This window comes from Pseudomonas sp. C1C7, from assembly GCF_013359595.1.
In the GTDB taxonomy this organism is placed as follows: Bacteria; Pseudomonadota; Gammaproteobacteria; order Pseudomonadales; family Pseudomonadaceae; genus Aquipseudomonas.
Window position 1 is genome coordinate 13,614 of the sequence record NZ_JABFMP010000036.1, and the last position, 24,755, is coordinate 38,368.

Consider the following 24,755-nt stretch of genomic DNA (forward strand, 5'->3'; position numbering starts at 1 on the left):
CATGAAACCGTTGCCGGTGCGTCTCGGCGATCTTTCGGTGGGCTTCGTGCACAGCCTGGCCGACGCCGTGCGCAGCCACCATCTCGACCCGCAACCGCTGCTGGAACAATACGGCCTGGATGCCGCCCGCCTGGGTGAAGCCGGGGCGCGACTGTCGATTCCGCGTTACATGCGCCTGGGCCACAGCGCCATCCAGCTGACCGGCGACCCGGCGCTCGGCTTGCGCATGGGCCAACTCGGTCGCCTGAGCCAGCTTGGCCTCGCTGGCGTGACTGCCGCCCAGGCACCGACAGTGCGCGAGGCGGCGCGCTGCCTGATCCGCTTCGAGGCGCTGTATGGCTCCAACTATCGCGGGCAATCGAGCTTTCACGAAGACGCCCAGGGCGCCTGGCTGCGCTTCTACTCCATCAGTCCCTACAACAGCTACAACCGCTTTGTGGTGGATTCGATCATCGCCGGCTGGCTGCATCATCTGTCCAGCCTGAGCCCTGCCCCGTTGCGCGCCGAGCGCATCGACATCGAATTCGAACGACCCGACTACCATGACGCCTACGAGGTGCTGGGCGATTGCCCGATCCAGTTTGGCGCCGAGCACAATCAACTGCGCCTGAGCCTGGCCAGCCTCGCGCAGCGCAACAGCGAGCATTGCCCGAGTACCTGGCGGCACTTGCTGCAACTGTGTGAACGGGAGCTGGAGCAACTGACGCGCACCCGCAGCCTGCGTGAACGTATCACTCAGATGCTGGGGCCATTGCTCAATGGTGGCCGGGAACCCGACCTGGAAGAAGTGGCGGCTCGCCTGAAGCTGCCCGTCTGGACACTTCGCCGCAAGCTGGCCGAAGAAGGCACGCAGTTTCGCGCGATCCTCAATGACACCCGTCGCGACCTGGCCATGACCTACATTCGCGATACGGAATTGGCGTTCGGTGAAATTGCCTACCTGCTGGGGTTTGCCTCAGCCGAAGCCTTTCAACGCGCGTTCAAGCGCTGGATGGATCAGACACCGGGCGAGTTTCGCCGCAGTCGGAGAGGAGCAGTTTGAAGCTGCAAGCTTTCAGCTACAAGCTTGAGGCTTGAAGCTTGAAGCTTGAAGCTTGAACTCTAAAGCTCTGTGGCGTCTTCGGCCGGTTCCAGCGGATCCAGTTCGAATGCCTGATATTCGAGCAGTTCTTCTTGATAATCATCCATTTTGAATCCCCCACCGCTCGTTTAAATAGTCCGAATAGTTGACCAACGCTTTGAGCATAAAGTGCCCGCATGAAATAAAAATGACGCGGCACGACACTTCGTCGCTACTGTTTAAAACGTAGCAGGCGGTCAGAAATTTATCGAAGGTTATTTTCGTAACAGAATGCGGGACTGCGAAGTGTTTGATGCGGATCAAACTTTCCCTGGGGTGCGGGACCGTCGTGGGTTCGACCGGTCCCGTTTTGCCATCACTGTCCCGTGATGGGCATGGCCTGGATCGGCTCGGATGGAGGCGGAATATCGGTGGGGTTGGCTGGCGGCGTGATGACTTGCGTCGCCGGCGCCGGCTCGGTTGGCGGGGTTGCGGTGATCGGGGCCGCTTCAGGCGGTGGCGCTACCGGTTCGGACGCGGTCGGCATGGTTTCGGCAGGCGCAGCCGGTGCTTGTGCGGCGGGAACAGGTTCGGCTTTGGTTTCCGGAGCCAGGGACGCAGGAGCAGGCACGGCTTGTGGTTCCGGCATGCCCAGATCGGCTTTCGGCTTATCGGGAATATGCGCCGCTTCTTTGACTTCCTTGGGCAGGAACACTTCCACCAGCGCAAAGAAACGCTCGTAGAACTTGGACGACGAGACCGTTTCGCTCGCGACCTTGACCATCGAATCATCCGACGAACCGATCGGCATCGAGACCGAACCCAGCACGCCTACGCCCAGGCTCGCGGAGTTGTTGGTTTTCTTCAGTGCGTACTGGTCCTGAAGGGCGTTGGCAAACACCGTGGCGTGATGCCCGGCGCTGCCGTCTTCGGCACAGACCACACTGAAACTGATTTCCATGTGGGTTTCGCCGGTCTGCTGGAAGCTCTTGTGCCCGCTGACCAGTTTTGGATCGCTGCTGGTGATGATGTAGCCCTGGCTCAGCAGCGCCCGGCGAGCGGCTTCACAGCTCTGCGCATCGGTAACAGGATAATTGCGGGAGAAGGTCCCGGAATCGTCGAAGTTCTCATGCTCGTAGATCGCGGTTTTCTTGGACGAGCAACCGGCGGCAGCGGCCAGCACCAGCGCCAACCCGGCAACCCGCATGGGAAATGATTTAAACATTGAACATCCTGCTGAAAACGGTTCGGGGCGTATTGTGCAACAGATCGATGCTTAGCGTCGCATCGATTCTGTCTTAAAACAGTTACAGGAGTGTTGACTCCGTTATTTGGCAATCATCCCCCACGTCCGTCGGGTGCTCGGGAACAAAAAACCCCGGCTGTTTGGCCGGGGTTCTTGTGTAACGCGAGATTTCAAACAGACATCAGTAACGCTTGATGTCGGCTTCGCTCTCCAGCTGCTTGCGGTAAGCAGCGAAATCCTGCTGGCCAACACGCGAAGCGAGGAAGCGACGGTATTGAGCCTTCTCTTCTTCAGTCGGCGTGGCGGCGTCATTGACACCGTTCAGACGAACGACCATCAGGCTGCCGTCAGGCAAGGTCACGCTGGTGAAGGTCGGCTTGTCCTTGGCAGTCGGCTTCGGCATGCGGAACAGCGCCTGCAGCACGGTTGGGTCGACCCCTTCCTGAGCGCGGGTCGCCGCTTCAGTGACCTTCCAGTTCTGACCGTCGATCGCAGCGTTCAGCGCGGTCTTGCCATCGCGCAGGCTGGCGATCAGCTCGTCAGCCTTGGTCTTGGCGGCAGCACTGGCGTGCTCCTTGGCCAGTTGCGCGCGAATCGGACCCGCAACCTCTTCCAGCGGCAGTTGCGCAGGCTTGAGGTGCTCCTTGGCGCGAAGTACCACAACGGTTTCCGGATCCAGCTCGATGGCGGTGCTGTTGGCACCCTCATCCAGCACTTCCGGGCTGAACGCCGCGGTGATCACGGCACGGTTGGCGGTAATGCCTTCACCGCCGTCACGACCGAACGGCTTGGAGGTGTGAACGGTCAGCTTCAGGTCTTGCGCCGGCTGGGCCAGATCGGAGGCTTCGAAGGAAGCATCTTCCAGTTGCTTGGTCGCTTCGACGAAACGCTGTTCAACCTGCTGGGTTTTCAGTTCGCGGGTCAGCTTGCCTTGCAGGCTGGCGAAGGTCGGCACCTCAGGTGCTTCGACGCCCAGCAGCTTGATCAGGTGGAAACCGAAGTCAGTGCGAACCGGCTCGGAAACCTGGTCCTTGGCCAGCGAGTACAGGGCTTTTTCGAACGCCGGGTCATAGACACCAGGACCTGCGTAACCGAGGTCACCGCCATTGTTCGCCGAACCCGGATCCTGGGAGAACTCCTTGGCCAGGGCCTCGAATGTCTCGCCCTTGGCCAGACGGGCCTGGATGTCTTCGATCTTCGCCTTGGCTTGCGCTTCGGTGGTCTTGTCGTTCACTTCGATCAGAATGTGCGCAGCCCGGCGTTGCTCGGACAGGTTCGCGATTTCCTTCTGATACGCCGCTTGCAGGTCTTCGTCCTTGACGCTGACCTGATCGAAGAAGGAAGCCTTCTTCAACTCCAGGTAATCGATGACCACCTGATCCGGGGTCATGAATTCCTTGGCGTGTTCGTCGTAATAGGCTTTGACTTCGTCATCGGTCAGCTTCACCGCTGCCGGGTCAGCCTTGATGGTCAGGGAAGCGAAGTCGCGGGTCTGCTTTTCCAGACGGGCGAAGGCCAGAACCTGCGCATCGGTGACGAAACCGCTACCGGCAAGACCGGCACGCAGTTGGCCGATCAGCATTTCCTGGGCCAGCATCTGGCGGAATTGCATGCGGCTGTAGCCGAGCTGACGAATCACCTGGTCGAAACGCTCGGGACTGAACTTGCCGTCCACCTGGAATTCAGGCGTTTGCAGGATGACCTGATCCAGGGCCGCTTCGGAGAAAGCGAATTTGGAGCCTTGCGCGCCTTGCAGCAGCAGCTTGCGATCGATCAGGCCCTTGAGCGCCGATTCGCGCAGCATCTTCTCGTCGAGCAAGGAAGCGTCGAAATCCTTGCCCAGCTGTTGCATGAGCTGGCGCCGTTGCATGTCGACCGCCTGGCTCAGATCGTTCTGGCTGATTGCATCGCCATTGACCTGCGCCGCCTCGTTCTTGTGCGTCGTAGCCTGAAAAATGGCGTCGAAACCGGTCAGGGCCATCAGTACAACGATGACCCCGATAATTGTCTTGGCAATCCAGCCTTGTGAATTGTCCCTGATGTTCTGCAGCATGCGTCCCCCAAAAACGGTTGAACTTCAAAAATTAGGCAACCGTGGAGCGTGGGTAGAATCCGGATAGAAGAAAGGCGCATCCGAGGATGCGCCTTCTCGTAACTGGCGGAGCGGACCGATGACTCGAATCTGTGAGCCCCGGGGTCTCGGACCGGCGATCTGCCGTCTGGACTACCGCTCCGCTGCCAGGTCAGGCATGACCCCGACCCGGACAGGCAAAAAACTGAATCGAACTTAGTTGACAGCTTCTTTCAGTGCTTTACCGGCTTTGAAACCTGGTTTTTTGGCTGCTGCGATTTCCAGTGTCTTACCGGTCTGTGGGTTACGACCGATGCGAGCTGGACGATCAGTTACGGAGAAAGTACCGAAACCAACCAGAACAACGGAGTCGCCAGCCTTGAGAGCGCCAGTGACGGATTCGATTACAGCGTCCAGCGCACGGCCAGCAGCAGCTTTCGGGATATCAGCGGATGCAGCGATAGCATCAATCAGTTCCGACTTGTTCACTCTAAGTCCCCTTATATCTATTTGAGTATGATTCTAAGTTTTTTTGGTGAAAGCAAAAACAGTGCTGAATGGCCTACAGACACTTAAGAGCCGCTTTATAACAAGGGCTCTAAAAAACTGTCAACAAGCCCCCCAGCCAAATACGTATTAATGCGTGCTAATTCTTTCCTTGGAATCGGACTCGCGTTTTTCATCCTTCGCGACAATCTCCGGAGCCACATCCGGCAAGGGCTCCGGCGCGTATTGCAGCGCAATTTGCAGGACCTCGTCAATCCATTTAACCGGTTTAATCTGGAGATCCTGCTTGATATTGTCAGGAATCTCCTTCAAATCGCGAACATTCTCTTCGGGAATGATCACGGTCTTGATTCCACCGCGATGAGCCGCGAGCAGTTTTTCCTTCAGACCACCGATCGCCAATACCTGACCACGCAAAGTGATCTCACCGGTCATGGCCACGTCCGCCCGTACAGGGATGCTGGTCAATGCCGACACCAGCGCCGTGCACATGCCTACACCGGCGCTTGGGCCGTCTTTCGGGGTGGCCCCTTCCGGCATGTGGATGTGGGTGTCGCGCTTTTCGTGGAAGTCCAGGGGAATGCCCAGGCTCTTCGCGCGGCTGCGCACCACGGTCTGGGCCGCGGTGATCGATTCGACCATCACGTCACCCAGGGAACCGGTCTTGATCAACTGGCCCTTGCCCGGTACGACAGCGGCTTCGATGGTCAGCAGTTCGCCACCCACCTGAGTCCACGCCAGACCGGTCACCTGACCGATCTGATCCTGTTGCTCGGCCAGGCCGTAGCGGAATTTGCGCACGCCCAGGAAGTGTTCCAGATCGTTCGCGGTGACCTTCACCGAGAAGCGTTTTTCCAGCGCATGTTCCTTGACCGCCTTGCGGCAGACCTTGGCAATCTGGCGCTCCAGACCACGCACACCGGCCTCGCGAGTGTAGTAGCGAATGATGTCGCGGATCGCTTCCTCGTCGAATTCCAGCTCGCCTTTTTTCAGGCCGTTGGCCTGGATCTGCTTGGGCGAAAGGTATTTGACGGCAATGTTGATCTTCTCGTCTTCGGTGTAGCCAGGCAGACGAATGACTTCCATCCGGTCCAGCAGCGCCGGCGGAATGTTCATGGAGTTCGAGGTGCAGAGGAACATCACATCGGACAGGTCGTAGTCGACTTCCAGATAGTGATCGTTGAAGTTGTGGTTCTGCTCCGGATCGAGCACTTCCAGCAACGCGGACGCAGGATCGCCGCGCATGTCGCTGCCCATCTTGTCGATTTCATCGAGCAGGAACAGCGGGTTGCGGACGCCCACTTTTGTCATTTTTTGAATCAATCTTCCCGGCATCGAACCGATGTAGGTACGGCGATGACCACGGATTTCCGCTTCATCACGTACGCCGCCCAGGGCCATGCGCACGAACTTGCGGTTGGTGGCGTGGGCGATCGATTCCGCCAGGGAAGTTTTACCCACCCCTGGAGGGCCTACCAGGCACAGCACCGGACCACGAATCTTCTTCACGCGCTTTTGCACGGCGAGGTATTCGAGGATCCGCTCTTTGACTTCTTCCAGACCGTAGTGGTCGGCATCGAGAATGTCTTCTGCCCGCGCCAGGTCCAGGCGGACCTTGCTCTGGGCCTTCCACGGCACCTGAACCAGCCAGTCGATGTAGGAACGCACCACGGTGGCTTCGGCGGACATCGGCGACATTTGCTTGAGCTTGTTCAGCTCTGCCGTTGCCTTGGCCAGTGCGTCTTTTGGCAGGCCGGCGGCGTCGATACGCTTTTTCAGCTCTTCGACTTCGTTGTGACCCTCGTCGCTGTCGCCGAGCTCTTTCTGAATGGCCTTCATCTGCTCATTCAGGTAGTACTCGCGCTGACTGCGCTCCATTTGCTTTTTGACGCGGCCGCGAATGCGTTTCTCGACCTGCAGCAGATCGATCTCGGCATCCAGCAACGCCAGAACGTGCTCGACACGGGCCGACAGATCGATGATTTCGAGGATTTCCTGCTTCTGTTCGATCTTCAGCGCCATGTGTGCGGCCATGGTGTCTACCAGGCGCCCAGGCTCGTCGATGCTGTTGAGCGACGACAGAACCTCAGCCGGGACTTTCTTGCCCAACTGCACATATTGCTCGAACTGCGACAACAGGCTGCGCACGAACACTTCCGACTCGCGCTCGGGCGCGTCGACTTCGTCGATCAGCGAGACTTCGGCACGGCAATGGCCGTCCACTTCGCTGAAGCGCTCAACGGTGCCCCGCTGCTCGCCTTCGACCAGAACCTTGACCGTGCCATCAGGCAGCTTCAGCAGCTGCAGGACGGTGGCAATCGTACCCACGCGATAGAGTGCATCTTCACCCGGATCATCGTCGGCAGGGTTTCTCTGGGCCAGCAGAAGAATCTGCTTGTCGCCCGTCATCGCGGCCTCGAGGGCTTCGATGGATTTCTCGCGCCCCACGAACAGCGGGATAACCATGTGCGGATAAACCACGACATCACGCAATGGCAAGAGAGGCAATTCGATGGTTGTCTTCATGATTTCGCCTCTACGGCGGCCCTAAGGCCGGAAACAGATGGAATTAAGCGTGAAACCAAGATGGGGGCTAGTTTCGAAAAAAACAAGCGGATAAAAAAACGACTTGGAAGATTGTCCGGTCACGCCCCGAACCTGTGGCGCGTCAGAAAACTGTCTGAGCTCCCGCCCCTGCCCTTCACACGCAAACCTCGTGCCCATAAAAAAGCAAAGGGGCCCGAAGGCCCCTTCTTTGTACCGACTGCGTGACGCTTAAGCGTCTGGCGCGGCCTTGGCAGGTTTCTCATTGTTCTCGTAAATGAACAATGGCTGAGACTTGCCTTCTATAACGCTTTCGTCGATCACTACTTTACTCACATCGGATTGCGATGGGATTTCATACATAGTGTCGAGCAACACACCTTCGAGAATCGAGCGCAGGCCGCGAGCACCGGTCTTGCGTTCCAGCGCGCGCTTGGCGACGGCTTTCAGTGCGTCGGAACGGAATTCCAGGTCCACACCTTCCATCTCGAACAGCTTGGCGTATTGCTTGGTCAGAGCATTTTTCGGCTCGGTGAGAATCTGCATCAAAGCCGCTTCATCGAGTTCGTCCAGCGTGGCAAGAACCGGCAGACGACCGACGAATTCCGGGATCAGACCGAACTTGACCAGATCGTCAGGCTCGACTTCACGCAGGGACTCACCGACTTTCTTGCCTTCTTCCTTGCTGCGCACTTCCGCGTTGAAGCCGATGCCACCCTTGGTGGAACGGTTCTGGATGACCTTCTCGAGACCCGAGAACGCACCACCGCAGATGAACAGGATGTTACGGGTGTCGACCTGAAGGAATTCCTGCTGCGGATGCTTGCGACCGCCCTGAGGCGGAACGGAAGCGACCGTGCCTTCGATCAACTTGAGCAGGGCCTGCTGCACGCCTTCACCGGAAACGTCCCGGGTGATCGACGGGTTGTCGGACTTGCGCGAGATCTTGTCGATCTCGTCGATGTAGACGATGCCCATCTGGGCCTTTTCCACATCGTAGTCACATTTCTGCAGCAGCTTCTGAATAATGTTCTCGACGTCCTCACCCACGTAACCGGCCTCGGTGAGGGTGGTTGCGTCGGCGATGGTGAACGGAACGTTCAGCAAGCGGGCCAGCGTTTCGGCAAGCAGGGTTTTACCCGAGCCTGTCGGGCCGATCAGCAAGATATTGCTCTTGCCGAGTTCGACGTCGTCAGCCTTTTTGTCACGCTGGTTCAGACGCTTGTAGTGGTTGTACACCGCTACGGCCAGAACCTTTTTGGCACGTTCCTGACCAATCACGTATTGATCAAGGATGCCGCTGATTTCTTTAGGCGAAGGCAATTTATGCGCGCTGCTCTCGGCCTGTGCTTCCTGCACCTCCTCACGGATGATGTCATTGCACAGGTCGACGCACTCGTCGCAGATAAAGACCGAGGGGCCGGCAATCAATTTACGTACTTCATGCTGGCTTTTGCCACAGAAGGAGCAATAGAGCAGCTTGCCGTTGTCCTCGCCGTTGCGGGTGTCAGTCATTCGTTCGATCCAAATCCGATAGGCTTGCAACACAAGATGAAGGCTATTGCGGGCTTTTTCAAGCCCGCAAATGATCGGAAAAGCCGACCTGCCTTATTTTGAGCTGCTTATTTTAAGCTGGGCGCTGGGTGATCACTTCGTCGATCAGGCCGTAATCACGGGCGGCGGTGGCGCTCATGAAGTTGTCGCGGTTGGTGTCGCGCTCGATTTCTTCGAGGGTGCGGCCGCTGTGCTGGGCCATCAAAGTATTGAGGCGCTCGCGAATGAACAGGATTTCCTTGGCGTGGATTTCGATGTCCGAAGCCTGGCCCTGGAAACCGCCCAACGGCTGGTGAATCATCACTCGGGAGTTCGGCAGGCAGAAACGCTTGCCAGGAGCACCGGCGGTCAGCAGGAAAGCACCCATGCTGCACGCCTGACCGATACAGGTGGTCGACACGTTAGGCTTGATGAACTGCATGGTGTCGTAGATCGACATGCCGGCAGTCACCGAACCGCCCGGAGAGTTGATATAGAGATGGATATCCTTGTCCGGGTTTTCCGCTTCAAGGAACAGCAATTGCGCACAGATCAGGTTGGCCATGTAGTCCTCTACAGGACCTACCAGAAAGATCACTCGCTCCTTGAGAAGACGCGAGTAGATGTCATAGGCGCGCTCGCCACGAGCAGATTGCTCGACAACCATCGGGACCAGGCCGCCTGCGGCCTGGATATCAGAGTTCTGCTGAATATAAGAATTACGGAACATGCTCTGCAGTCACTCCCAAAATAGTTAGGTCTTGAAAACGCATAAGCCAGCACGAATGCTGGCTTATGGGGTGTACTTCTTAACGCAGGTACAATCAGTCGGCTTTTGGAGCTTCTACCGGCTTGACCGCTTCTTCGTAAGAGACCGATTTGTCGGTCACGCTAGCTTTCTGCAGAACAGTATCCACAACTTGCTCTTCCAGCACAACCGAACGAACTTCGTTCAGTTGCTGGTCGTTCTTGTAGTACCAGGACACTACTTGCTCAGGCTCTTGGTAAGCAGAAGCCATTTCCTGAATCATTTCGCGAACGCGGGTTTCGTCTGGCTTGAGGTCGAATTGCTTGACCACTTCAGCCACGATCAGACCCAGTACAACGCGGCGCTTGGCTTGTTCTTCGAACAGCTCGGCCGGCAGTTGGTCAGGCTTGATGTTGCCACCGAACTGCTGAACAGCCTGCACGCGCAGACGGTCAACTTCGTTGGACAGCAGAGCCTTCGGCACTTCGATCGGGTTGGTGGCCAGCAGACCGTCCATGACCTGGTTCTTGACCTTGGACTTGATCGCCTGACGCAGTTCGCGCTCCATGTTCTTGCGAACTTCGGTGCGGAAGCCGTCCAGACCGCTTTCCTTGATGCCGAATTGAGCGAAGAACTCTTCGTTCAGTTCTGGCAGGGTTGGCGCGGAAACGCTGTTCACGGTCACGGTGAATTCAGCGGTTTTGCCAGCCAGATCCAGGTTCTGGTAGTCCTCTGGGAAGGTCAGGTTCAGAACGCGCTCTTCACCCGCCTTGGCGCCCACCAGGCCTTCTTCGAAGCCAGGGATCATGCGGCCGGAACCCAGAACCAGCTGGGTGCCCTTGGCGGAACCGCCAGCGAATACTTCGCCGTCGACCTTGCCAACGAAATCGATGTTCAGCTGGTCTTCGTTCTGGGCAGCACGCTCGGCCACTTCGAAACGGGTGTTCTGCTTGCGCAGGATGTCCAGCATCTTGTCCAGATCGGCGTCTTCAACGTTGGCGCTCAGGCGCTCTACGTTGATACCTTCGAAACCGGCAACGGTGAACTCAGGGAACACTTCGAATACGGCTACGTATTCCAGGTCCTTGCCTGCTTCCAGGGATTTTGGCTCGATCGATGGCGAACCGGCCGGGTTCAGCTTTTGCTCAACCACTGCTTCGTAGAAGGAAGACTGGATCACGTCGCCTACAGCTTCCTGGCGAGCTTCGGCGCCGAAACGACGCTTGATTTCGCTCATTGGCACTTTGCCTGGACGGAAGCCAGCAATCTTGGCCTTTTGGGCAGTCTGCTGCAGACGCTTGTTGACCTGAGTCTCGATGCGCTCAGCCGGCACGGTGATGCTCATGCGGCGCTCAAGAGCAGAAGTATTTTCAACAGAAACTTGCATGGATATTCCTCGTTGCACAGACGTTAGCCGGCCGTTTCCGACCCCAGAATCAAGGGCATGCATTCTAGTGGGTCAAACTCAAGAAGTCACCCTACTGAAAACGGGTAAAAACGCAGCAGGCAATTTATAGGTGCGAATGCACGGATGCACCTCGCCCCGGTGGCAAATACAGCCAAACATGCCAGGGCTCTGCGCCAACCCTTCTATATATAGAAGAGGTCGCCAATCATCTCCCTGACAGCCGAACTTGCGAGCAAGTCGGCAGGCAGCGCGGCATCATCGAGAAACATAAATACGACGAAACGCCCTGCCCTTGCGACCCCGGACCAGCAGTCGCCGAACCACTGAAACAAAAAAGGCGCCAGACTGTTAAATCTGGCGCCTTTCGGAATATGGGGTGGACGATGGGGATCGAACCCACGACAACGGGAGTCACAATCCCGTGCTCTACCAACTGAGCTACGCCCACCATATTGCGTGCCAAAGAAGCCAAACAACTTCTTTGTTAAGCCCCAAGCATGCCAGAAGGCACATATGAAGCTTTATTTGGTGCGGATGAAGAGACTCGAACTCTTACGCCTCGCGGCGCTGGAACCTAAATCCAGTGTGTCTACCAATTCCACCACATCCGCGGCTTGAAGCTTTAAAACAAAGGCGCCAGACCGTTAAATCTGGCGCCTTTCGAAATATGGGGTGGACGATGGGGATCGAACCCACGACAACGGGAGTCACAATCCCGTGCTCTACCAACTGAGCTACGCCCACCATATCGCGCTACTTGTGCCAATGCAGCCTAATGGCGCACCCGGCAGGACTCGAACCTGCGACCATCCGCTTAGAAGGCGGATGCTCTATCCAGCTGAGCTACGGGCGCCTTATTAATCTGTACCCTTGAAGGACTACAAACTAAATGCTTTCCAGTCGTTGCAGAACCTCGATTCCGCTTGACCTTCTTAACCAGTGCTAGGCTGTGCCCGACAAGTGCGACGAATAGTATAGAGCCACCTGTAGGTCGTCAAATCCTTTTTAAAAAAAATTCATTTAATTAAAGGAGTTAGGGGAATTTGCAGACCAAGCGCCTTTGCCCTCACCGCATGACATGCGAGAATGCGCTCTCTTTTTTTCCCCTCTCGATGGTTAATCACGCGCAATGACTGCACAACTTATCGACGGCAAATCGATCGCCGCCAGCCTGCGCCAGCAGATCGCCCAACGCGTCAACGAGCGTCGCCAGCAAGGCTTGCGCACGCCAGGCCTCGCGGTGATCCTGGTCGGCAGCGATCCTGCCTCTCAGGTTTATGTCTCGCACAAGCGTAAAGACTGTGAAGAGGTCGGCTTCCTGTCCCAGGCCTACGACCTGCCTTCCGAAACCACTCAAGAAGCCTTGACCGATCTGATCGATCGCCTCAACGACGACCCGGCAATCGACGGCGTCCTGTTGCAGCTTCCCCTCCCTGAACACCTGGACGCCTCGAAACTGCTCGAGCGCATTCGTCCGGACAAAGACGTCGACGGTTTCCACCCTTATAACGTCGGTCGCCTGGCCCAACGCATCCCGCTGCTGCGTCCATGCACCCCCAAAGGCATCATGACCCTGCTGGAAAGCACCGGTGCCGACCTGTACGGGATGGACGCCGTCGTCGTCGGCGCTTCCAACATCGTCGGCCGTCCGATGGCGATGGAACTGCTGCTGGCCGGTTGCACCGTGACCGTCACCCATCGTTTCACCAAGGACCTGGCCGGTCACGTCGGTCGTGCCGACCTGGTGGTCGTTGCCGCCGGCAAGCCTGGCCTGGTCAAGGGCGAGTGGATCAAGGAAGGCGCGATCGTGATCGACGTCGGCATCAACCGCCAGGAAGACGGCAAGCTGGTCGGCGACGTTGTCTACGAAACCGCCCTGCCCCGCGCCAGCTGGATCACTCCGGTGCCGGGTGGCGTAGGCCCGATGACTCGCGCCTGCCTGCTGGAAAACACCCTGTACGCCGCAGAAGCCCTGCACAGCTGATACACACTGCTCAGGCAAATCAGCGACACAAGGAACCCCGCCACGGCGGGGTTCTTTTTTGCCTGCCGAACTGGCATGACCATCCGCCGGAAAGTGACTTTTTTTTCATGTTTCCAACGACTTTCACGCCACCCTCGAACAACCATCGACAGTTATTCAGCCATACTCCAGAATGTCGCGCTTTTACGAAATAGCCCGTTACATAACGGCGTATCAACACTTTATGAGTCTGCCAGCGTGAAAATCCGTCTTTCCATCCTGAGCCTAGTTTTTGCACTTACAGGGACTTTGATCACGCCTCTTGCCATCGCCGGCGAAACCACCGCCGCACCTCGAGACACCTCGAAACTCAAGCTCGCTTCCGGCAGTTCGCTGTTGCTGGATATGCAGACCAACAAAGTCATCTACGCCAGCAATCCAGACGTGGTTGTACCCATCGCTTCGGTCAGCAAACTCATGACCGGCCTGGTTGTGGTCGAAGCCAAACAGAACATGGATGAGTACATCAACATCGACATCAGCAACACGCCGGAAATGAAAGGCGTGTTTTCCCGGGTCAAGCTCAAGAGCGAAATGCCGCGCCGGGAAATGCTGCTGATTGCCCTGATGTCGTCCGAGAACCGCGCAGCCGCCAGCCTCGCGCACCACTACCCGGGCGGTTACGCCGCGTTCATCGCCGCGATGAATGCCAAGGCCAAGGCGCTTGGGATGACCAACACGCACTTCGTCGAGCCGACCGGTCTGTCGCCGCGCAACGTCTCGACCGCTCGCGACCTGAGCAAGCTGCTGGTCGCCGCGCACAAGTACCCGCTGCTGACCGAGTTGAGCACCACCAAGGAAAAGACCGTGTCGTTCCGCAAGCCCAACTACAGCCTGGGTTTCCGTAACACCGACCACCTGGTGCGCAAGCCGGACTGGAACATCGAGCTGACGAAAACCGGTTTCACCAACGAAGCCGGCCACTGCCTGGTGCTGGTAACGTACATGGGCAATCGCAAGGTGGCGATGGTCATCCTCGATGCCTACGGCAAGTACACCCACTTTGCCGACGCCAGTCGCCTGCGCAATTGGGTCGAGACCGGCAGAAGCGCCGATGTGCCTTCCGTTGCCCTGCAATACAAATCGGACAAGAACCTCAAGCAGCGCCAGAGCGGTGTGGTCGAGGCTTCGAAGTAACAACGCAATCGACAATAAAAAACCCCGACTTGTCGGGGTTTTTTATTGCTCCAATCAATCATTCGGCAACGGCATCTGATCGTCATCCGGAATGCCATCCCCCTTGCTCGGATCGTTCCAGCCCTTGGGATGTTCCGTCGGCGCCACGGCCGGCCGGGCCAGCGGATCACGCAACGGGCTGTCCGGATCCATCACCGGATCGACACTTTCTTCAGGCGTCGTCGGAACATTTTCCGGACGTTTGTCGTTGAAACTCGAGTCAGTAGACATACGCACCTCCATCGCAGCTAGGGTTTCAGATCACCAAGCGGGTCATAGGGTTTTGACGGCGCCTTGGGATTGTCACCCGGTTTCACGTCTTTGGGTGCCTTGGCGGGCCCGACGGGATCGACCTGGGGGTCGTCGAGGTCCGGGGAATCGGGATCGAACCCCAACTCATCGCCAGACGAATGCTCGGATGAGTGTGGACCGGAAGGGGTATTGGAATGTGCCATGGACACCTCCTGTGAACGAAGCCCGGAACTTGCGGGCCTTGTCCTTCAGATGGCCTGCATGCAGTACGGTGCCCGGCAAATGACGAACGGCCTCAGTGCGCCGACAACGCCTGCCTGGCCTGGGCTGCCGCCTGCTCCCGGCCGGCTTGGGCCAGATCATTGGCCGCCTTGAGCCAGCGCTGCCTGTCGACTTCGGCCGGAATCTGCGTCGGTGACTGAATCAGCACCGCCCAGCCGCCGGCGTCCTTGAACGCCGATTCGAACGAGCCGAAGCTCATCATCAACCGCTGCTCCATGCCCGCGCGCAGCAGCACGGTCTGCTTCTGGCGGTTATATCCGGACAGAATGGCATAACGCGGTTCGGACCAGAGCGCCGTGCCTTCGGTGAAGCGCACCATCACCGGGAAACCCGCCGCCACCTGGGTCAACAAGGCCGGCAGATTGTTGTCCAGGGGATAAACCACCATGCCGTATTCCCGGGCGACGTTCTGAATGTTCTGCTGCAACTGAGCCTCGCCGCCCGGCACATGCAACGATTTCTCGAGCAGCCCCGGCGTGATCACGATGCCTTGCTGGGACAGCATGCTGGCCAGCACCTGCGGCCCGCTCTGATTGGCCACGCCGCGATAGAACCTGCCGCTGAGCTCTACCCGCTCCGGCAAACGCTTGATCTGTGGCGACACGCTGCCGGCGCAACCGGCAAGACCGGCAACACAACCAACGATGACCGCCACTGATAGAAATCGAGAAATTACCCGCACCATGCTCACTCTCTTGTTCAGACGCCAGGCAATCCGCTTCCCGGCTTGGCTGTGGATCATAGGACGCCCGGCGGCGTCGGTATAGCCTTAACCGGTAGTCGAAGGCTTTCGATAGAGCGAACTGGTTGGTGACAGTCGACCTTCGGTCAATAGCTTGAAACACGGTAGCGACTAGACTGTCACTTGCAAGGTGCGTGTGCCCGCCGCAGGGCAAAGAGGAGGCATCAATGAGCCTGACAATGACGATCGTGATGTTGATTTCCGGCTGGCTGGCCGTTGCCGCCGCCATGTTGTGGGGCGTTCTGCGCATTGCGCGTCGCCACCATCATCCCGTTCAACCGGCCAAACGGGTACAGCCCGAAAAAACCACGAGGCGTCACGCCACCGCCCACTGACGTGCCCTTTCAATCCTTCAGATAAAAAAACGGCCGCCTGCTGTCTTTCGAGAGCAGGCGGCCGTTTCATTTCAGCCCAGGTTACGCTTCAGCGGTCAGACGCTTCTGCTTGGCCCGGCGGGACATCATGTTCAGCACTTCAATCGCCGCCGAGAACGCCATCGCCGCGTAGACGTACCCTTTCGGTACATGGGCGCCGAAGCCTTCGGCGATAAGCGTCATGCCGATCATAATCAGGAACCCCAGGGCCAGCATCACCACCGTCGGGTTGTCGTTGATGAACTTGGCCAGCGGATCAGCCGCCAGCAACATCACCAGTACCGACACCACCACCGCGATGATCATGATCGGCAAGTGCTCGGTCATGCCGACAGCGGTAATGATGCTGTCGATGGAGAACACCATGTCCAGCATCAGGATCTGGCCGATCGCCGCGGCAAAGCCCAGGGTCACGGTGGAGGTCTTCGACGTCGGATCGTCCGGCGCCGGGTCCATGCTGTGATGGATCTCGGTGGTGGCTTTCCACAACAGGAACAGGCCGCCGGCGATCAGGATCATGTCTTTCCAGGAGAACGCATGGCCGAGAATATCGATCACCGGCTCCGTCAACTGGACGATGAAGGCGATGGTACTCAGCAGGCCCAGACGCAGGATCAGCGCCATGCCGATACCGATTCGCCGTGCCTTCTGCCGGTGCTGCTCGGGCAGTTTATTGGTCAGGATCGAGATGAAGATCAGGTTATCGATGCCGAGCACGATTTCCATCACCACCAGGGTGGCCAGCGCGATCCACGCGGTAGGGCTGGCGGCTAGCTGTAAAAGGTATTCCATGGGTCAGTCCTGACTCGCTGTAGACGGTTTAGATTTCCTGGGAGGACGATTCGGTTTTTTCCGAGTCTTTTTCCGCCGGTTCTTTTTTGCTGATCAAGCCGCCAGTGGCTTCGCTGAGCGCCTGTTCGGCGGCCTTGTGGGTGTCGTCGATGGCCTGCTTGGCACTTTCGGCAGCCTTGCCCATCAGTTGCTGGGCGCTCTTTTCGGCCTGATCGCAACCGGCCAGAACCAGTAAAGACGTAATCAGCAGCGCCGTGGTTTTAAGCTTCATGATGTTTTCCTCGATAGAACGAAACGGGCCACAGCGATGGCCCGTTGATAGCGATGCATTCTAGGGAGATGAACACTTCAGGAAAATTCGTATTTTTGGCGTATATACTTCGATATTTACGAATTATTTCCCTGTAGGAGCTGTGCAGGGGGATGTGTACGAGGAATTACATCTACATGCTGAACTACCGCCAACTGCACTACTTCTGGGTCGTCGCCAAGACCGGCAGTATCGTGCGCGCCTGCGAGCAGCTGAACCTGACGCCCCAGACCATCAGCGGGCAGATTTCCCTGTTCGAACAAACCTACGGGATCGAGCTGTTCCGCCGGGTCGGCCGGCAGTTGGAGCTGACCGAAGCCGGTCGCCAAACCCTGCCCTACGCCGAACAAATGTTTCAGCTGGGTGGCGAATTGGAACTGATGCTGCGGGCGCAACCCAATGAACAGCAGATCCTGTTTCGGGTCGGCGTGGCCGATGTGGTGCCCAAGTCCATCGTCTACCGCCTGATCGCGCCGACCATGGAGTTGACCGAACCGCTGCGCATCACCTGCCGCGAAGACAAGCTCGAGCGATTGCTGGCGGACCTGGCCATCCAGCGCCTGGACCTGGTGATTTCCGACAGCCCAATGCCGACCCACCTGGACATCAAGGGCTACAGCCAGAAACTCGGCGAATGCGGGATCAGCTTCTTCGCCACCGCAGAGCTGGCCACCCGTTACGGCCAGGACTTCCCCCGCAGCCTGCACGGCGCACCGCTGCTGATTCCCGGGGCGGAAACCGTGGTGCGCAGCCGCTTGCAGCGCTGGTTCGCCGAGCAGCAGATCCAGCCACAGATCGTCGGCGAGTTCGATGACAGTGCCTTGATGCAGGCCTTCGGCCAGTCCGGCAGCGGGATTTTCATCGGCCCCAGCGTGATCGCCGACGAGGTGAAACGCCAGATGGGCGTGGAGGTGATTGGCCAGACCGACGCGGTGAGCGAGTCGTTCTACGCCATTTCGGTGGATCGCAAGGTCAAGCACCCCGGCATTGTCGCCATTACCGAAGGTGCCCGACGCGAGCTGTTTACGGCGCTGTAACGGCGTCCCGAGGCTGGAAGGTCATCAGCGCGATGGCCAGCAGGATCGAGGCCAGGATCAATGCGGCGGCGGCAAAACCCAGGCCCTGCAGGCCGACGCTGTCGATCACCCGGCCGCCGATCATCGCGCCCAGACCGATCCCCAGGTTGGCCCCGGAGATGTTCAGCGAGGCGGCGAATGCCGGTGCTTCGGGGGCGGCCTTGATCAGACGCACATGGCTGACCAGAAACAGCGCCGCCTGGGTTATGCCCCAGATGCCCATCGCCGCCGCCAGCCCGTAGGGCGAATGGATGTTCGGCACCAGCGCCACCAGACCGGCAATCATGAAGGCGCAGAACATCATCGAAGCCACCAGCGGATGACGATCCACCGCACGTCCGCCCAGCGAGTTGCCGATCAGCCCCACCGCGCCGAAGCCCATCAGGCACCAGCCGACCACCGTGCCGTCGAACCCGGCCAAGCGCTCGAGGATGTCCGCCAGGTAGGTGTAGGCAGTGAACATGCCGCTGAACACCACGATCGACAGCAGCACATGGCCGACCATCAACGGGCTGTGCAGGATCTTGAATTGCGAGCGGAAGCTGACCTGATGCTGATGCAGGCTGGTTTTCGGCAGGTAGATGAACAGCAGCAACGCCTTGGCAAAAGCCACGATAGCCAGAATGGCGAAGGCGCTGCGCCAGCCGAACGCATCGCAAATAAGCGTACCCACCGGAATACCGAACACCGTGGCGCAGACGATGCCGAAGCCGATCTTGGCGATGGCGCGGCCGGCGTAGTCCGGGCCGACGATGTCCACCGCCGTCTCGCTGGCCAGCGCCCAGAACACCGGCAGGCCCAGGGCCGGAACCAGCCGGGCAAAGGCCATCACCCAGATGTTCGGCGCCAATGCTGCCAGGGTGTTGGCCAGGCCAAACATGATCAGGATCGAAATGAACAGCTTGCGCCGCTCGAAGCGGGCGAAGAACGCGGTGAGGAACGGCCCGAACGCGGCGACGGTGAAGGCGAACAGGGTCACCAGCAACCCGGCCTGGGGAATGCTGACGTCGAGATCACGGGCGATGGCCGGCAACAGGCCGACGATGACGAACTCCGTTGTCAGCACGGTAAAACCGGCGGCCGACAGCAGAAGGATGGGAAACAGCATGCACACTCCAGAAAAACGACAACACCAGCGCTAGCCCGAAGGCCCACTGGCAGATTGAAAATGAGGATGGCGAAGCTTAACAGAGTGTGTCCGATCAGGCTTGCACGAACCTGCAAATCGCCTCCGACATTTGGGTGGCAGATCGTCACAGGTCTGAAGATCGGACCTGCGCTGTGCTAAAGTCCGCGCCCCGAGAAACGTACCCCCTGAACATCGGCCTTTTTCGGCCTCGATGTCGCGTTACCCGCACCCTGTTTACCCGCACCTAATAAAATCCGAGATGCCGTTTTATGACAGCTTCATCCCCTTCTCTATTGCAACGCCTCAAACGCACAAGCCTGGTCACGCAGATCATCATCGGCCTGATCGCCGGGATCGCCCTGGCCCTGCTCGCCCCTGAAGTCGCCAAGGCCACCGGTTTCATCGGCAAAATGTTCGTCTCGGCACTGAAGGCCGTTGCGCCGATCCTGGTGTTCGTGCTGGTCATGGCGTCCATCGCCAACCACAAGCATGGCCAGGAAACCCATATCCGGCCGATCCTGTTCCTGTATCTGCTGGGCACCTTCGGCGCCGCCGTGGTCGCGGTGGTGGCCAGCATGATGTTTCCGTCGAACCTGGTGCTGTCCACCGACAACCTGGCCGTCACCGCGCCGGGCGGCATCGGCGAAGTGCTGCAAAGCCTGCTGCTGAGCGTGGTCGACAACCCGGTCAGCGCGCTGATGAACGCCAACTTCATCGGCATTCTGGCCTGGGCGATCGGCATGGGCATCGCCATTCGCCATGCTGGCGACACCACCCGCGAGGTGCTGGGCGATCTGTCCAACGGCGTGACCGTGATCGTACGGCTGGTGATCAGCTTCGCGCCGCTGGGGATTTTCGGCCTCGTCGCCTCGACCCTGGCCACGTCCGGTTTCGGCGCCCTGATCGGCTACGCCCACCTGCTGGCCGTGCTGCTCGGTTGCATGGTGTTCGTGGCGCTGGTGATGAACCCGCTGATCGTGTTCTGGAAACTGCGCCGCAACCCGTTCCCGCTGGTGCTGATGTGCCTGCGGGAAAGCGGCATCACCGCGTTCTTCACCCGCAGTTCGGCGGCGAACATTCCGGTCAACCTGGAACTGAGCAAACGCCTGGGCCTGCATGAGGACACCTATTCGGTGTCGATTCCACTGGGCGCAACCATCAACATGGCCGGTGCGGCGATCACCATCACCGTGCTGGCACTGGCGGCCGTGCACACCCTGGGCATCGCCGTGGACATCCCGACGGCCATCCTTCTGAGCTTGGTCGCGGCAATCTGTGCCTGTGGCGCTTCCGGTGTGGCCGGCGGCTCGCTGCTGCTGATCCCGCTGGCGTGCAGCCTGTTCGGCATCCCGAGCGAGATTGCCATGCAGGTGGTGGCGGTGGGCTTCATCATCGGTGTGCTGCAGGATTCGGCGGAAACGGCGCTCAACTCCTCCACCGACGTGCTGTTCACGGCGGCGGCTTGCCTGGGCGAAGAACGCACGGCCTGACCCGCCCCCGTCTCCTACAGGAAGCGAAAAGCAAAAAAACCCGCCTAGGCGGGTTTTTTCGTATCCGGACGGTTTAGAACGCGCCCATGTAATCACGCTTGCCCACTTCCACACCGTTGTGACGCAGCAGCGCGTAGGCGGTGGTGACGTGGAAGAAGAACTGCGGCAGGCCGTAGGTCAGCAAGTAGGCCTGGCCAGAGAAGCGCTTCTCTTTAGGGGTGCCCGGACGGGTCACGATCTCGATGCCTTCCTTGCCATTGATCTGCTCCGGCTTGATCTCGCCGACGAAGGCCAGAACCTTGGCGATCAACGCTTGCAGCTCGGCGAAGGTGGTTTCGCTGTCGTCGTACTTCGGCAGTTCGATCTCGGCCAGACGCGCGGACACGCCCTTGGTGAAGTCGACAGCGATCTGCACCTGACGTACCAGCGGGAACATGTCCGGGTACAGGCGCGCTTGCAGGAAGGCATTCGGGTCGATGTTTTTTGCGCTGGCGTGGGCTTCGGCCTTTTTCAGCACATCGCTCAGGGCGTTGAGCATTTGCTGGAAGACCGGGATGGAAGCGTCGTAGAGGGAAATGGTCATGGTGGGTCTCGTCTGATGAGTGATCGTATTGATCTTCTGGATCTTCTGTAGGAGCGAGCCTGCTCGCTCCTACAGTGGGATTTGCGGTGCGCCGATTATAGCCATGGGCAGCGCGCACCAGACTGGACTTTTTTATCCGTTCAGCTGCCGTACACCTTCGCCGCCGGAACGGCCTGGGTCAGCAACTGCGCCACGGCCTCGCCCATCTCCCCCACCGCCCAGCGCCCTTTGCGGTCCAGCTGAGGGCCACGACGCCAGCCGTCGGCGATGGACAATTTGCCACCCTCGACCTCGAACATCTGCCCGGTGACATCGGCCGAGGCCTCGGATCCGAGCCATACCACCAGCGGCGCAACGTTTTCCGGGGCGAAATAGTCGAAGCCCTCTTCCGGTTTCTTCATGGTCTCGGCGAACACCTGCTCCGTCATGCCGGTGCGGGCGGCCGGGGCCAGGGCGTTGACGGTGATGCCGTAGCGTCGCAGTTCGGCAGCCTGCACCAGGGTCAGCGCGGCGATGCCGCCCTTGGCCGCCGCGTAGTTGGACTGGCCAATGGAGCCTTGCAGACCCGCACCGGAACTGGTGTTGATGATTCGCGCATCGACCTTCGCACCGCCCTTGGCCTGTTCGCGCCAGTATTTGCTGGCATGGCTGGCTATGCAGAAATGCCCCTTGAGGTGCACCGCCACCACCGCGTCCCAATCGGCCTCGGTGAGGCTGGCAAACATGCGGTCGCGGCAGATGCCGGCGTTGTTGACCACCACGTTCAGGCCACCGAAGGTTTCGATCGCCTGACGCACGATCAGCCCCGCCGAGTCATAGCCGGTGATGTCGTCGCTGTTGGCCACGGCACTGCCGCCCTGGCCAAGAATTTCCCCGACCACCGCCAGCGCCGCTTCGCGATTGATGTCGTTGACCACCACTTTCGCGCCTTCGGCGGCGAACGCCAGGGCGTAGGCCCGGCCGAGACCGCCGCCGGCACCGGTGATGATGACCACGCGGTTTTCACAGATTTTCATGTTCTACATCCTCAATTTTTTTTCACTGGCCGACACGGCCCCCTGTAGCGGCATTCTGAAATTACAAACGCTCGATAATCGTCACGTTGGCCTGACCGCCGCCTTCGCACATGGTCTGCAAACCGAAGCGTCCGCCGCTGCGTTCCAGTTCATGCAACAGGCTGCACATCAGGCGGGTGCCGGTGGCGCCCAGGGGATGGCCGAGGGCGATGGCGCCGCCGTTGACGTTGGTGCGCTCATGGGGGTAGCCGGTCTCTTTCAGCCAGGCCATCGCCACCGAGGCGAAGGCTTCGTTGATTTCCACCCGGTCGATGTCGTCCAGCTTCATGCCGGCGCGCTTGAGCGCGTAGGCCGTGGCCGGGATCGGCGCGGTGAGCATCCAGACAGGGTCTTCGGCGCGCACGCTGATGTGGTGGATCCGCGCCCGTGGCGTCAGGCCGTAGCGTTTGAGCGCCGCCTCGGAGACGATCAGCATCGCGCTGGCCGCATCGCAGGTCTGGCTGGACACCGCCGCCGTCACCCGATCGCAACCGAACAGAAAGTCCAGCTCGGCCATTTTTTCCAGGCTGGTCTCGCGCGGGGTTTCGTCATGGCGCAAGCCGGCCAGCGGCACGATCTCGCGGTTGAAGTTGCCTTGGGCGATGGCGCGCAAGGCCCGCTGATGGGACTCCAGCGAATAGGCCTCAAGCTGCGCCCGGGACAAATCCCACTTCTCGGCAATCATCTGCGCCGAACGGAACTGCGTCGGCGGCTGCGCGCCATAACGCCGGACCCAACCTTCGGAGCCGCTGAACGGGTCGGTGAAGCCCAGCGGTTCGGCGGCGATCATCGCCGAGGAAATCGGGATCTGGGTCATGGTCTGCACGCCACCGGCGATCACCACGTCCTGGGTGCCGCTCATCACCGCCTGGGCAGCGAAATGCACCGCCTGCTGGGACGAACCGCACTGGCGGTCGATGGTGGTGCCGGGCACCGATTGCGAGAGGCCCGCGGCCAGCCAACTGGTGCGGGCGATGTCCCCGGCCAGCGGGCCGATGGTGTCGACGCAGCCGAAGATCACATCGTCGTAATCGTCATCGGGAATGTCGTTGCGCTCGACCAGCGCACGCAGCACGTGGGCGCCCAGGTCGGCGGCGTGAATATGGCTCAGACCACCCTTGCGCCGCCCGGTGGGGGTGCGCAGGGCGTCGACAATATAAGCTTCAGGCATGGTCTACCTCGGTATGAAATTTGTAATCAGCAACCTGTGGGAGCGAGCCTGCTCGCGATGAGGCCGGCACATTCAACATCTCCATTGCCTGAGTCACCGCTATCGCGAGCAGGCTCGCTCCCACCGTCAGAAAGTGCTGCCGGCGCCTATTGCGGACTGGCCGTCGAACAAGGCGCTACGGATGCGCCCCTTGTGCAGCGCCCGATCGCCCCAGACCTTGTCCAGCGCCCAGGCGCGTTTCATGAACAGATGCAGATCCACTTCCCAGGTGTACCCCATGGCGCCGTGGGCCTGGATGCTGTTCTTCGCCGCGAGCAACGCCGCTTCCGCCGTCGCGAGCTTGGCGTGGGACACCAGCACGTCCTGCCCCGGTTGCTGCTGCGCGACGGCATAGGCGGCGCGATACAGCGGCCCCTTGGCGAACTCGATCTGCACCGCGACATTGGCCATCAGGTGCTTGACCGCCTGGAACGAACCCACCGGTTTGCCGAACTGCTTGCGTTCGAAGGTGTAGTCCACCGCCAGGTCGACCATGCGCTTGGCCAGGCCCAGCAATTGCGCGGCACTGGCCAACGCGCCGCGGTTGAAGGCATCCGCCCACAGGCGTCGGCCCTGCTCGCCACTGGCGACGCAGGTGGCCGCCGTCGGAGTCCATTGCACCTGGAACAGTTGGCGGCTGGGGTCCACCGATTCATTGCGGATCAGTTGCACCTCACTGCGCTCCACGGCATGCACCTCGTCGCCATGGCCGAGCAGCAGCAAATCGGCGACATGGGCATCGCTGACCAGCGGGTTGCCCGGCTCGCCAATCGCCAGCCGTGCGCGGCCCTCGGCGACTCGGGTCAACCAGTCCTGCTTGAGCGCCGCCTGCTGTTCATCGAGGGCGGCCAGCAGCGGCACGCCCACCAACAGGGTGTCCACCAAAGGTTCGGGCAGACCGGCGTAACCGCATTCCTGGGCGATCAGGATGAAGTCCAGTTCGTTCATGCCCATGCCGTCCTGCGCCTCGGGCACGGTCAGGGCGGTCAGGCCCAGCTCCACCAGTTGCGCCCACAGCGAATCGCTGCGGCCGTTGTCGCTCTGCCACAACTCGCGGATGCGCTCGGGAGTGACTTCGTTGATCAGAAAGCTGCGCACGTTGTCCTGGAACAGCAATTGATCGCGGCTGAAACTAAAGTCCATG

The 24,755-nt window shown here is 59.5% G+C and carries 23 protein-coding genes and 4 tRNA genes; 6 read left to right on the forward strand and 21 right to left on the reverse strand.

The window, feature by feature from the left end:
• Position 1 precedes the first annotated feature (1 nt).
• Complete coding sequence (locus HNO86_RS24210; RefSeq protein ID WP_175379448.1) at positions 2-1,042, forward strand: AraC family transcriptional regulator; 1,041 nt, start codon at positions 2-4, stop codon at positions 1,040-1,042.
• A 394-nt stretch (positions 1,043-1,436) separates the two neighbouring features.
• Here HNO86_RS24210 and HNO86_RS24215 read toward each other — a convergent pair whose 3' ends face one another.
• The 11 genes from HNO86_RS24215 to HNO86_RS24265 form a co-directional block, all read right to left on the reverse strand.
• A complete protein-coding gene (locus tag HNO86_RS24215) occupies positions 1,437-2,285 on the reverse strand; it encodes a DUF2242 domain-containing protein (protein WP_175379449.1) in 849 nt (282 codons plus the stop codon).
• A gap of 202 nt (positions 2,286-2,487) precedes the next feature.
• Positions 2,488-4,359, reverse strand: a complete 1,872-nt coding sequence (locus HNO86_RS24220; RefSeq protein ID WP_175379450.1) for a SurA N-terminal domain-containing protein — start codon at positions 4,357-4,359, stop codon at positions 2,488-2,490.
• Positions 4,360-4,593: 234 nt separating this feature from the next.
• Entirely contained in the window at positions 4,594-4,866 is a 273-nt protein-coding gene (locus HNO86_RS24225) for an HU family DNA-binding protein (protein WP_002552737.1), read from the reverse strand.
• Between the two features lie 147 nt (positions 4,867-5,013).
• A complete protein-coding gene (lon, locus tag HNO86_RS24230) occupies positions 5,014-7,410 on the reverse strand; it encodes an endopeptidase La (protein WP_175379451.1) in 2,397 nt (798 codons plus the stop codon).
• Between the two features lie 249 nt (positions 7,411-7,659).
• Positions 7,660-8,943 (reverse strand): ATP-dependent Clp protease ATP-binding subunit ClpX, encoded by a 1,284-nt coding sequence (gene clpX / locus HNO86_RS24235; RefSeq protein WP_175379452.1) that lies wholly within the window; start codon positions 8,941-8,943, stop codon positions 7,660-7,662.
• A gap of 112 nt (positions 8,944-9,055) precedes the next feature.
• Complete coding sequence (clpP, locus tag HNO86_RS24240) at positions 9,056-9,691, reverse strand: ATP-dependent Clp endopeptidase proteolytic subunit ClpP (RefSeq protein WP_175379453.1); 636 nt, start codon at positions 9,689-9,691, stop codon at positions 9,056-9,058.
• A 94-nt stretch (positions 9,692-9,785) separates the two neighbouring features.
• Positions 9,786-11,096, reverse strand: coding sequence for a trigger factor (tig, locus tag HNO86_RS24245; protein WP_175379454.1), 1,311 nt, complete (start codon positions 11,094-11,096; stop codon positions 9,786-9,788).
• 393 nt (positions 11,097-11,489) lie between these two features.
• A tRNA-His gene (locus HNO86_RS24250) sits at positions 11,490-11,565 on the reverse strand.
• A gap of 78 nt (positions 11,566-11,643) precedes the next feature.
• Positions 11,644-11,728 (reverse strand) — tRNA-Leu (locus HNO86_RS24255).
• 57 nt (positions 11,729-11,785) lie between these two features.
• Positions 11,786-11,861, reverse strand: a tRNA-His gene (locus tag HNO86_RS24260).
• A gap of 32 nt (positions 11,862-11,893) precedes the next feature.
• Positions 11,894-11,970 (reverse strand) — tRNA-Arg (locus HNO86_RS24265).
• 276 nt (positions 11,971-12,246) lie between these two features.
• Between HNO86_RS24265 and folD the strand changes: the two genes are divergently transcribed.
• Both folD and pbpG read left to right on the forward strand, forming a co-directional pair.
• A complete protein-coding gene (gene folD, locus HNO86_RS24270; RefSeq protein ID WP_175379455.1) occupies positions 12,247-13,101 on the forward strand; it encodes a bifunctional methylenetetrahydrofolate dehydrogenase/methenyltetrahydrofolate cyclohydrolase FolD in 855 nt (284 codons plus the stop codon).
• 237 nt (positions 13,102-13,338) lie between these two features.
• Positions 13,339-14,277, forward strand: coding sequence for a D-alanyl-D-alanine endopeptidase (pbpG, locus tag HNO86_RS24275; RefSeq protein ID WP_175379456.1), 939 nt, complete (start codon positions 13,339-13,341; stop codon positions 14,275-14,277).
• Positions 14,278-14,331: 54 nt separating this feature from the next.
• Here the strand turns inward: pbpG and HNO86_RS24280 are convergent, their stop codons facing one another.
• The 3 genes from HNO86_RS24280 to HNO86_RS24290 form a co-directional block, all read right to left on the reverse strand.
• Positions 14,332-14,547: a hypothetical protein gene (locus HNO86_RS24280; RefSeq protein WP_175379457.1), complete on the reverse strand. Its 216-nt coding sequence runs from the start codon at positions 14,545-14,547 to the stop codon at positions 14,332-14,334.
• 17 nt (positions 14,548-14,564) lie between these two features.
• Positions 14,565-14,771 carry a DUF6021 family protein gene (locus HNO86_RS24285; RefSeq protein ID WP_175379458.1) on the reverse strand — a complete coding sequence of 69 codons (207 nt, stop codon included), beginning with the start codon at positions 14,769-14,771 and terminating at the stop codon, positions 14,565-14,567.
• A 92-nt stretch (positions 14,772-14,863) separates the two neighbouring features.
• Positions 14,864-15,592: a peptidase C39 family protein gene (locus tag HNO86_RS24290; RefSeq protein WP_175379459.1), complete on the reverse strand. Its 729-nt coding sequence runs from the start codon at positions 15,590-15,592 to the stop codon at positions 14,864-14,866.
• Between the two features lie 167 nt (positions 15,593-15,759).
• Between HNO86_RS24290 and HNO86_RS24295 the strand changes: the two genes are divergently transcribed.
• Positions 15,760-15,927 (forward strand): hypothetical protein, encoded by a 168-nt coding sequence (locus tag HNO86_RS24295; RefSeq protein WP_175379460.1) that lies wholly within the window; start codon positions 15,760-15,762, stop codon positions 15,925-15,927.
• Between the two features lie 81 nt (positions 15,928-16,008).
• On the opposite strand, the gene HNO86_RS24300 is transcribed toward HNO86_RS24295, so the two are convergent.
• Entirely contained in the window at positions 16,009-16,758 is a 750-nt protein-coding gene (locus HNO86_RS24300; RefSeq protein ID WP_175379461.1) for a TerC family protein, read from the reverse strand.
• A gap of 28 nt (positions 16,759-16,786) precedes the next feature.
• Positions 16,787-17,029 (reverse strand): hypothetical protein, encoded by a 243-nt coding sequence (locus HNO86_RS24305; RefSeq protein ID WP_175379462.1) that lies wholly within the window; start codon positions 17,027-17,029, stop codon positions 16,787-16,789.
• Between the two features lie 176 nt (positions 17,030-17,205).
• Between HNO86_RS24305 and nhaR the strand changes: the two genes are divergently transcribed.
• Complete coding sequence (gene nhaR, locus HNO86_RS24310; RefSeq protein WP_175379463.1) at positions 17,206-18,105, forward strand: transcriptional activator NhaR; 900 nt, start codon at positions 17,206-17,208, stop codon at positions 18,103-18,105.
• Here the strand turns inward: nhaR and HNO86_RS24315 are convergent.
• Positions 18,092-19,252: an MFS transporter gene (locus tag HNO86_RS24315; protein WP_175379464.1), complete on the reverse strand. Its 1,161-nt coding sequence runs from the start codon at positions 19,250-19,252 to the stop codon at positions 18,092-18,094. The genes nhaR and HNO86_RS24315 overlap by 14 nt on opposite strands.
• Positions 19,253-19,542: 290 nt before the next feature.
• Here HNO86_RS24315 and sstT point away from each other — a divergent pair, with 290 nt between their 5' ends.
• The gene (gene sstT / locus HNO86_RS24320; protein WP_175379465.1) at positions 19,543-20,763 is read left to right on the forward strand and encodes a serine/threonine transporter SstT; all 1,221 of its coding nucleotides are present in this window, start codon (positions 19,543-19,545) and stop codon (positions 20,761-20,763) included.
• 73 nt (positions 20,764-20,836) lie between these two features.
• Here the strand turns inward: sstT and HNO86_RS24325 are convergent, their stop codons facing one another.
• From HNO86_RS24325 to HNO86_RS24340, 4 genes are all read right to left on the reverse strand, one after another.
• A complete protein-coding gene (locus HNO86_RS24325; RefSeq protein ID WP_175379466.1) occupies positions 20,837-21,346 on the reverse strand; it encodes a DUF1993 family protein in 510 nt (169 codons plus the stop codon).
• Positions 21,347-21,486: 140 nt separating this feature from the next.
• Positions 21,487-22,362 carry an SDR family oxidoreductase gene (locus HNO86_RS24330; RefSeq protein WP_175379467.1) on the reverse strand — a complete coding sequence of 292 codons (876 nt, stop codon included), beginning with the start codon at positions 22,360-22,362 and terminating at the stop codon, positions 21,487-21,489.
• A gap of 61 nt (positions 22,363-22,423) precedes the next feature.
• On the reverse strand, positions 22,424-23,572 hold the full coding sequence (locus HNO86_RS24335) for an acetyl-CoA C-acetyltransferase (RefSeq protein ID WP_175379468.1): 1,149 nt from the start codon (positions 23,570-23,572) through the stop codon (positions 22,424-22,426).
• Between the two features lie 126 nt (positions 23,573-23,698).
• Positions 23,699-24,754, reverse strand: a complete 1,056-nt coding sequence (locus HNO86_RS24340; protein WP_175379469.1) for an acyl-CoA dehydrogenase family protein — start codon at positions 24,752-24,754, stop codon at positions 23,699-23,701.
• Between the last annotated feature and the right edge of the window lies 1 nt (position 24,755).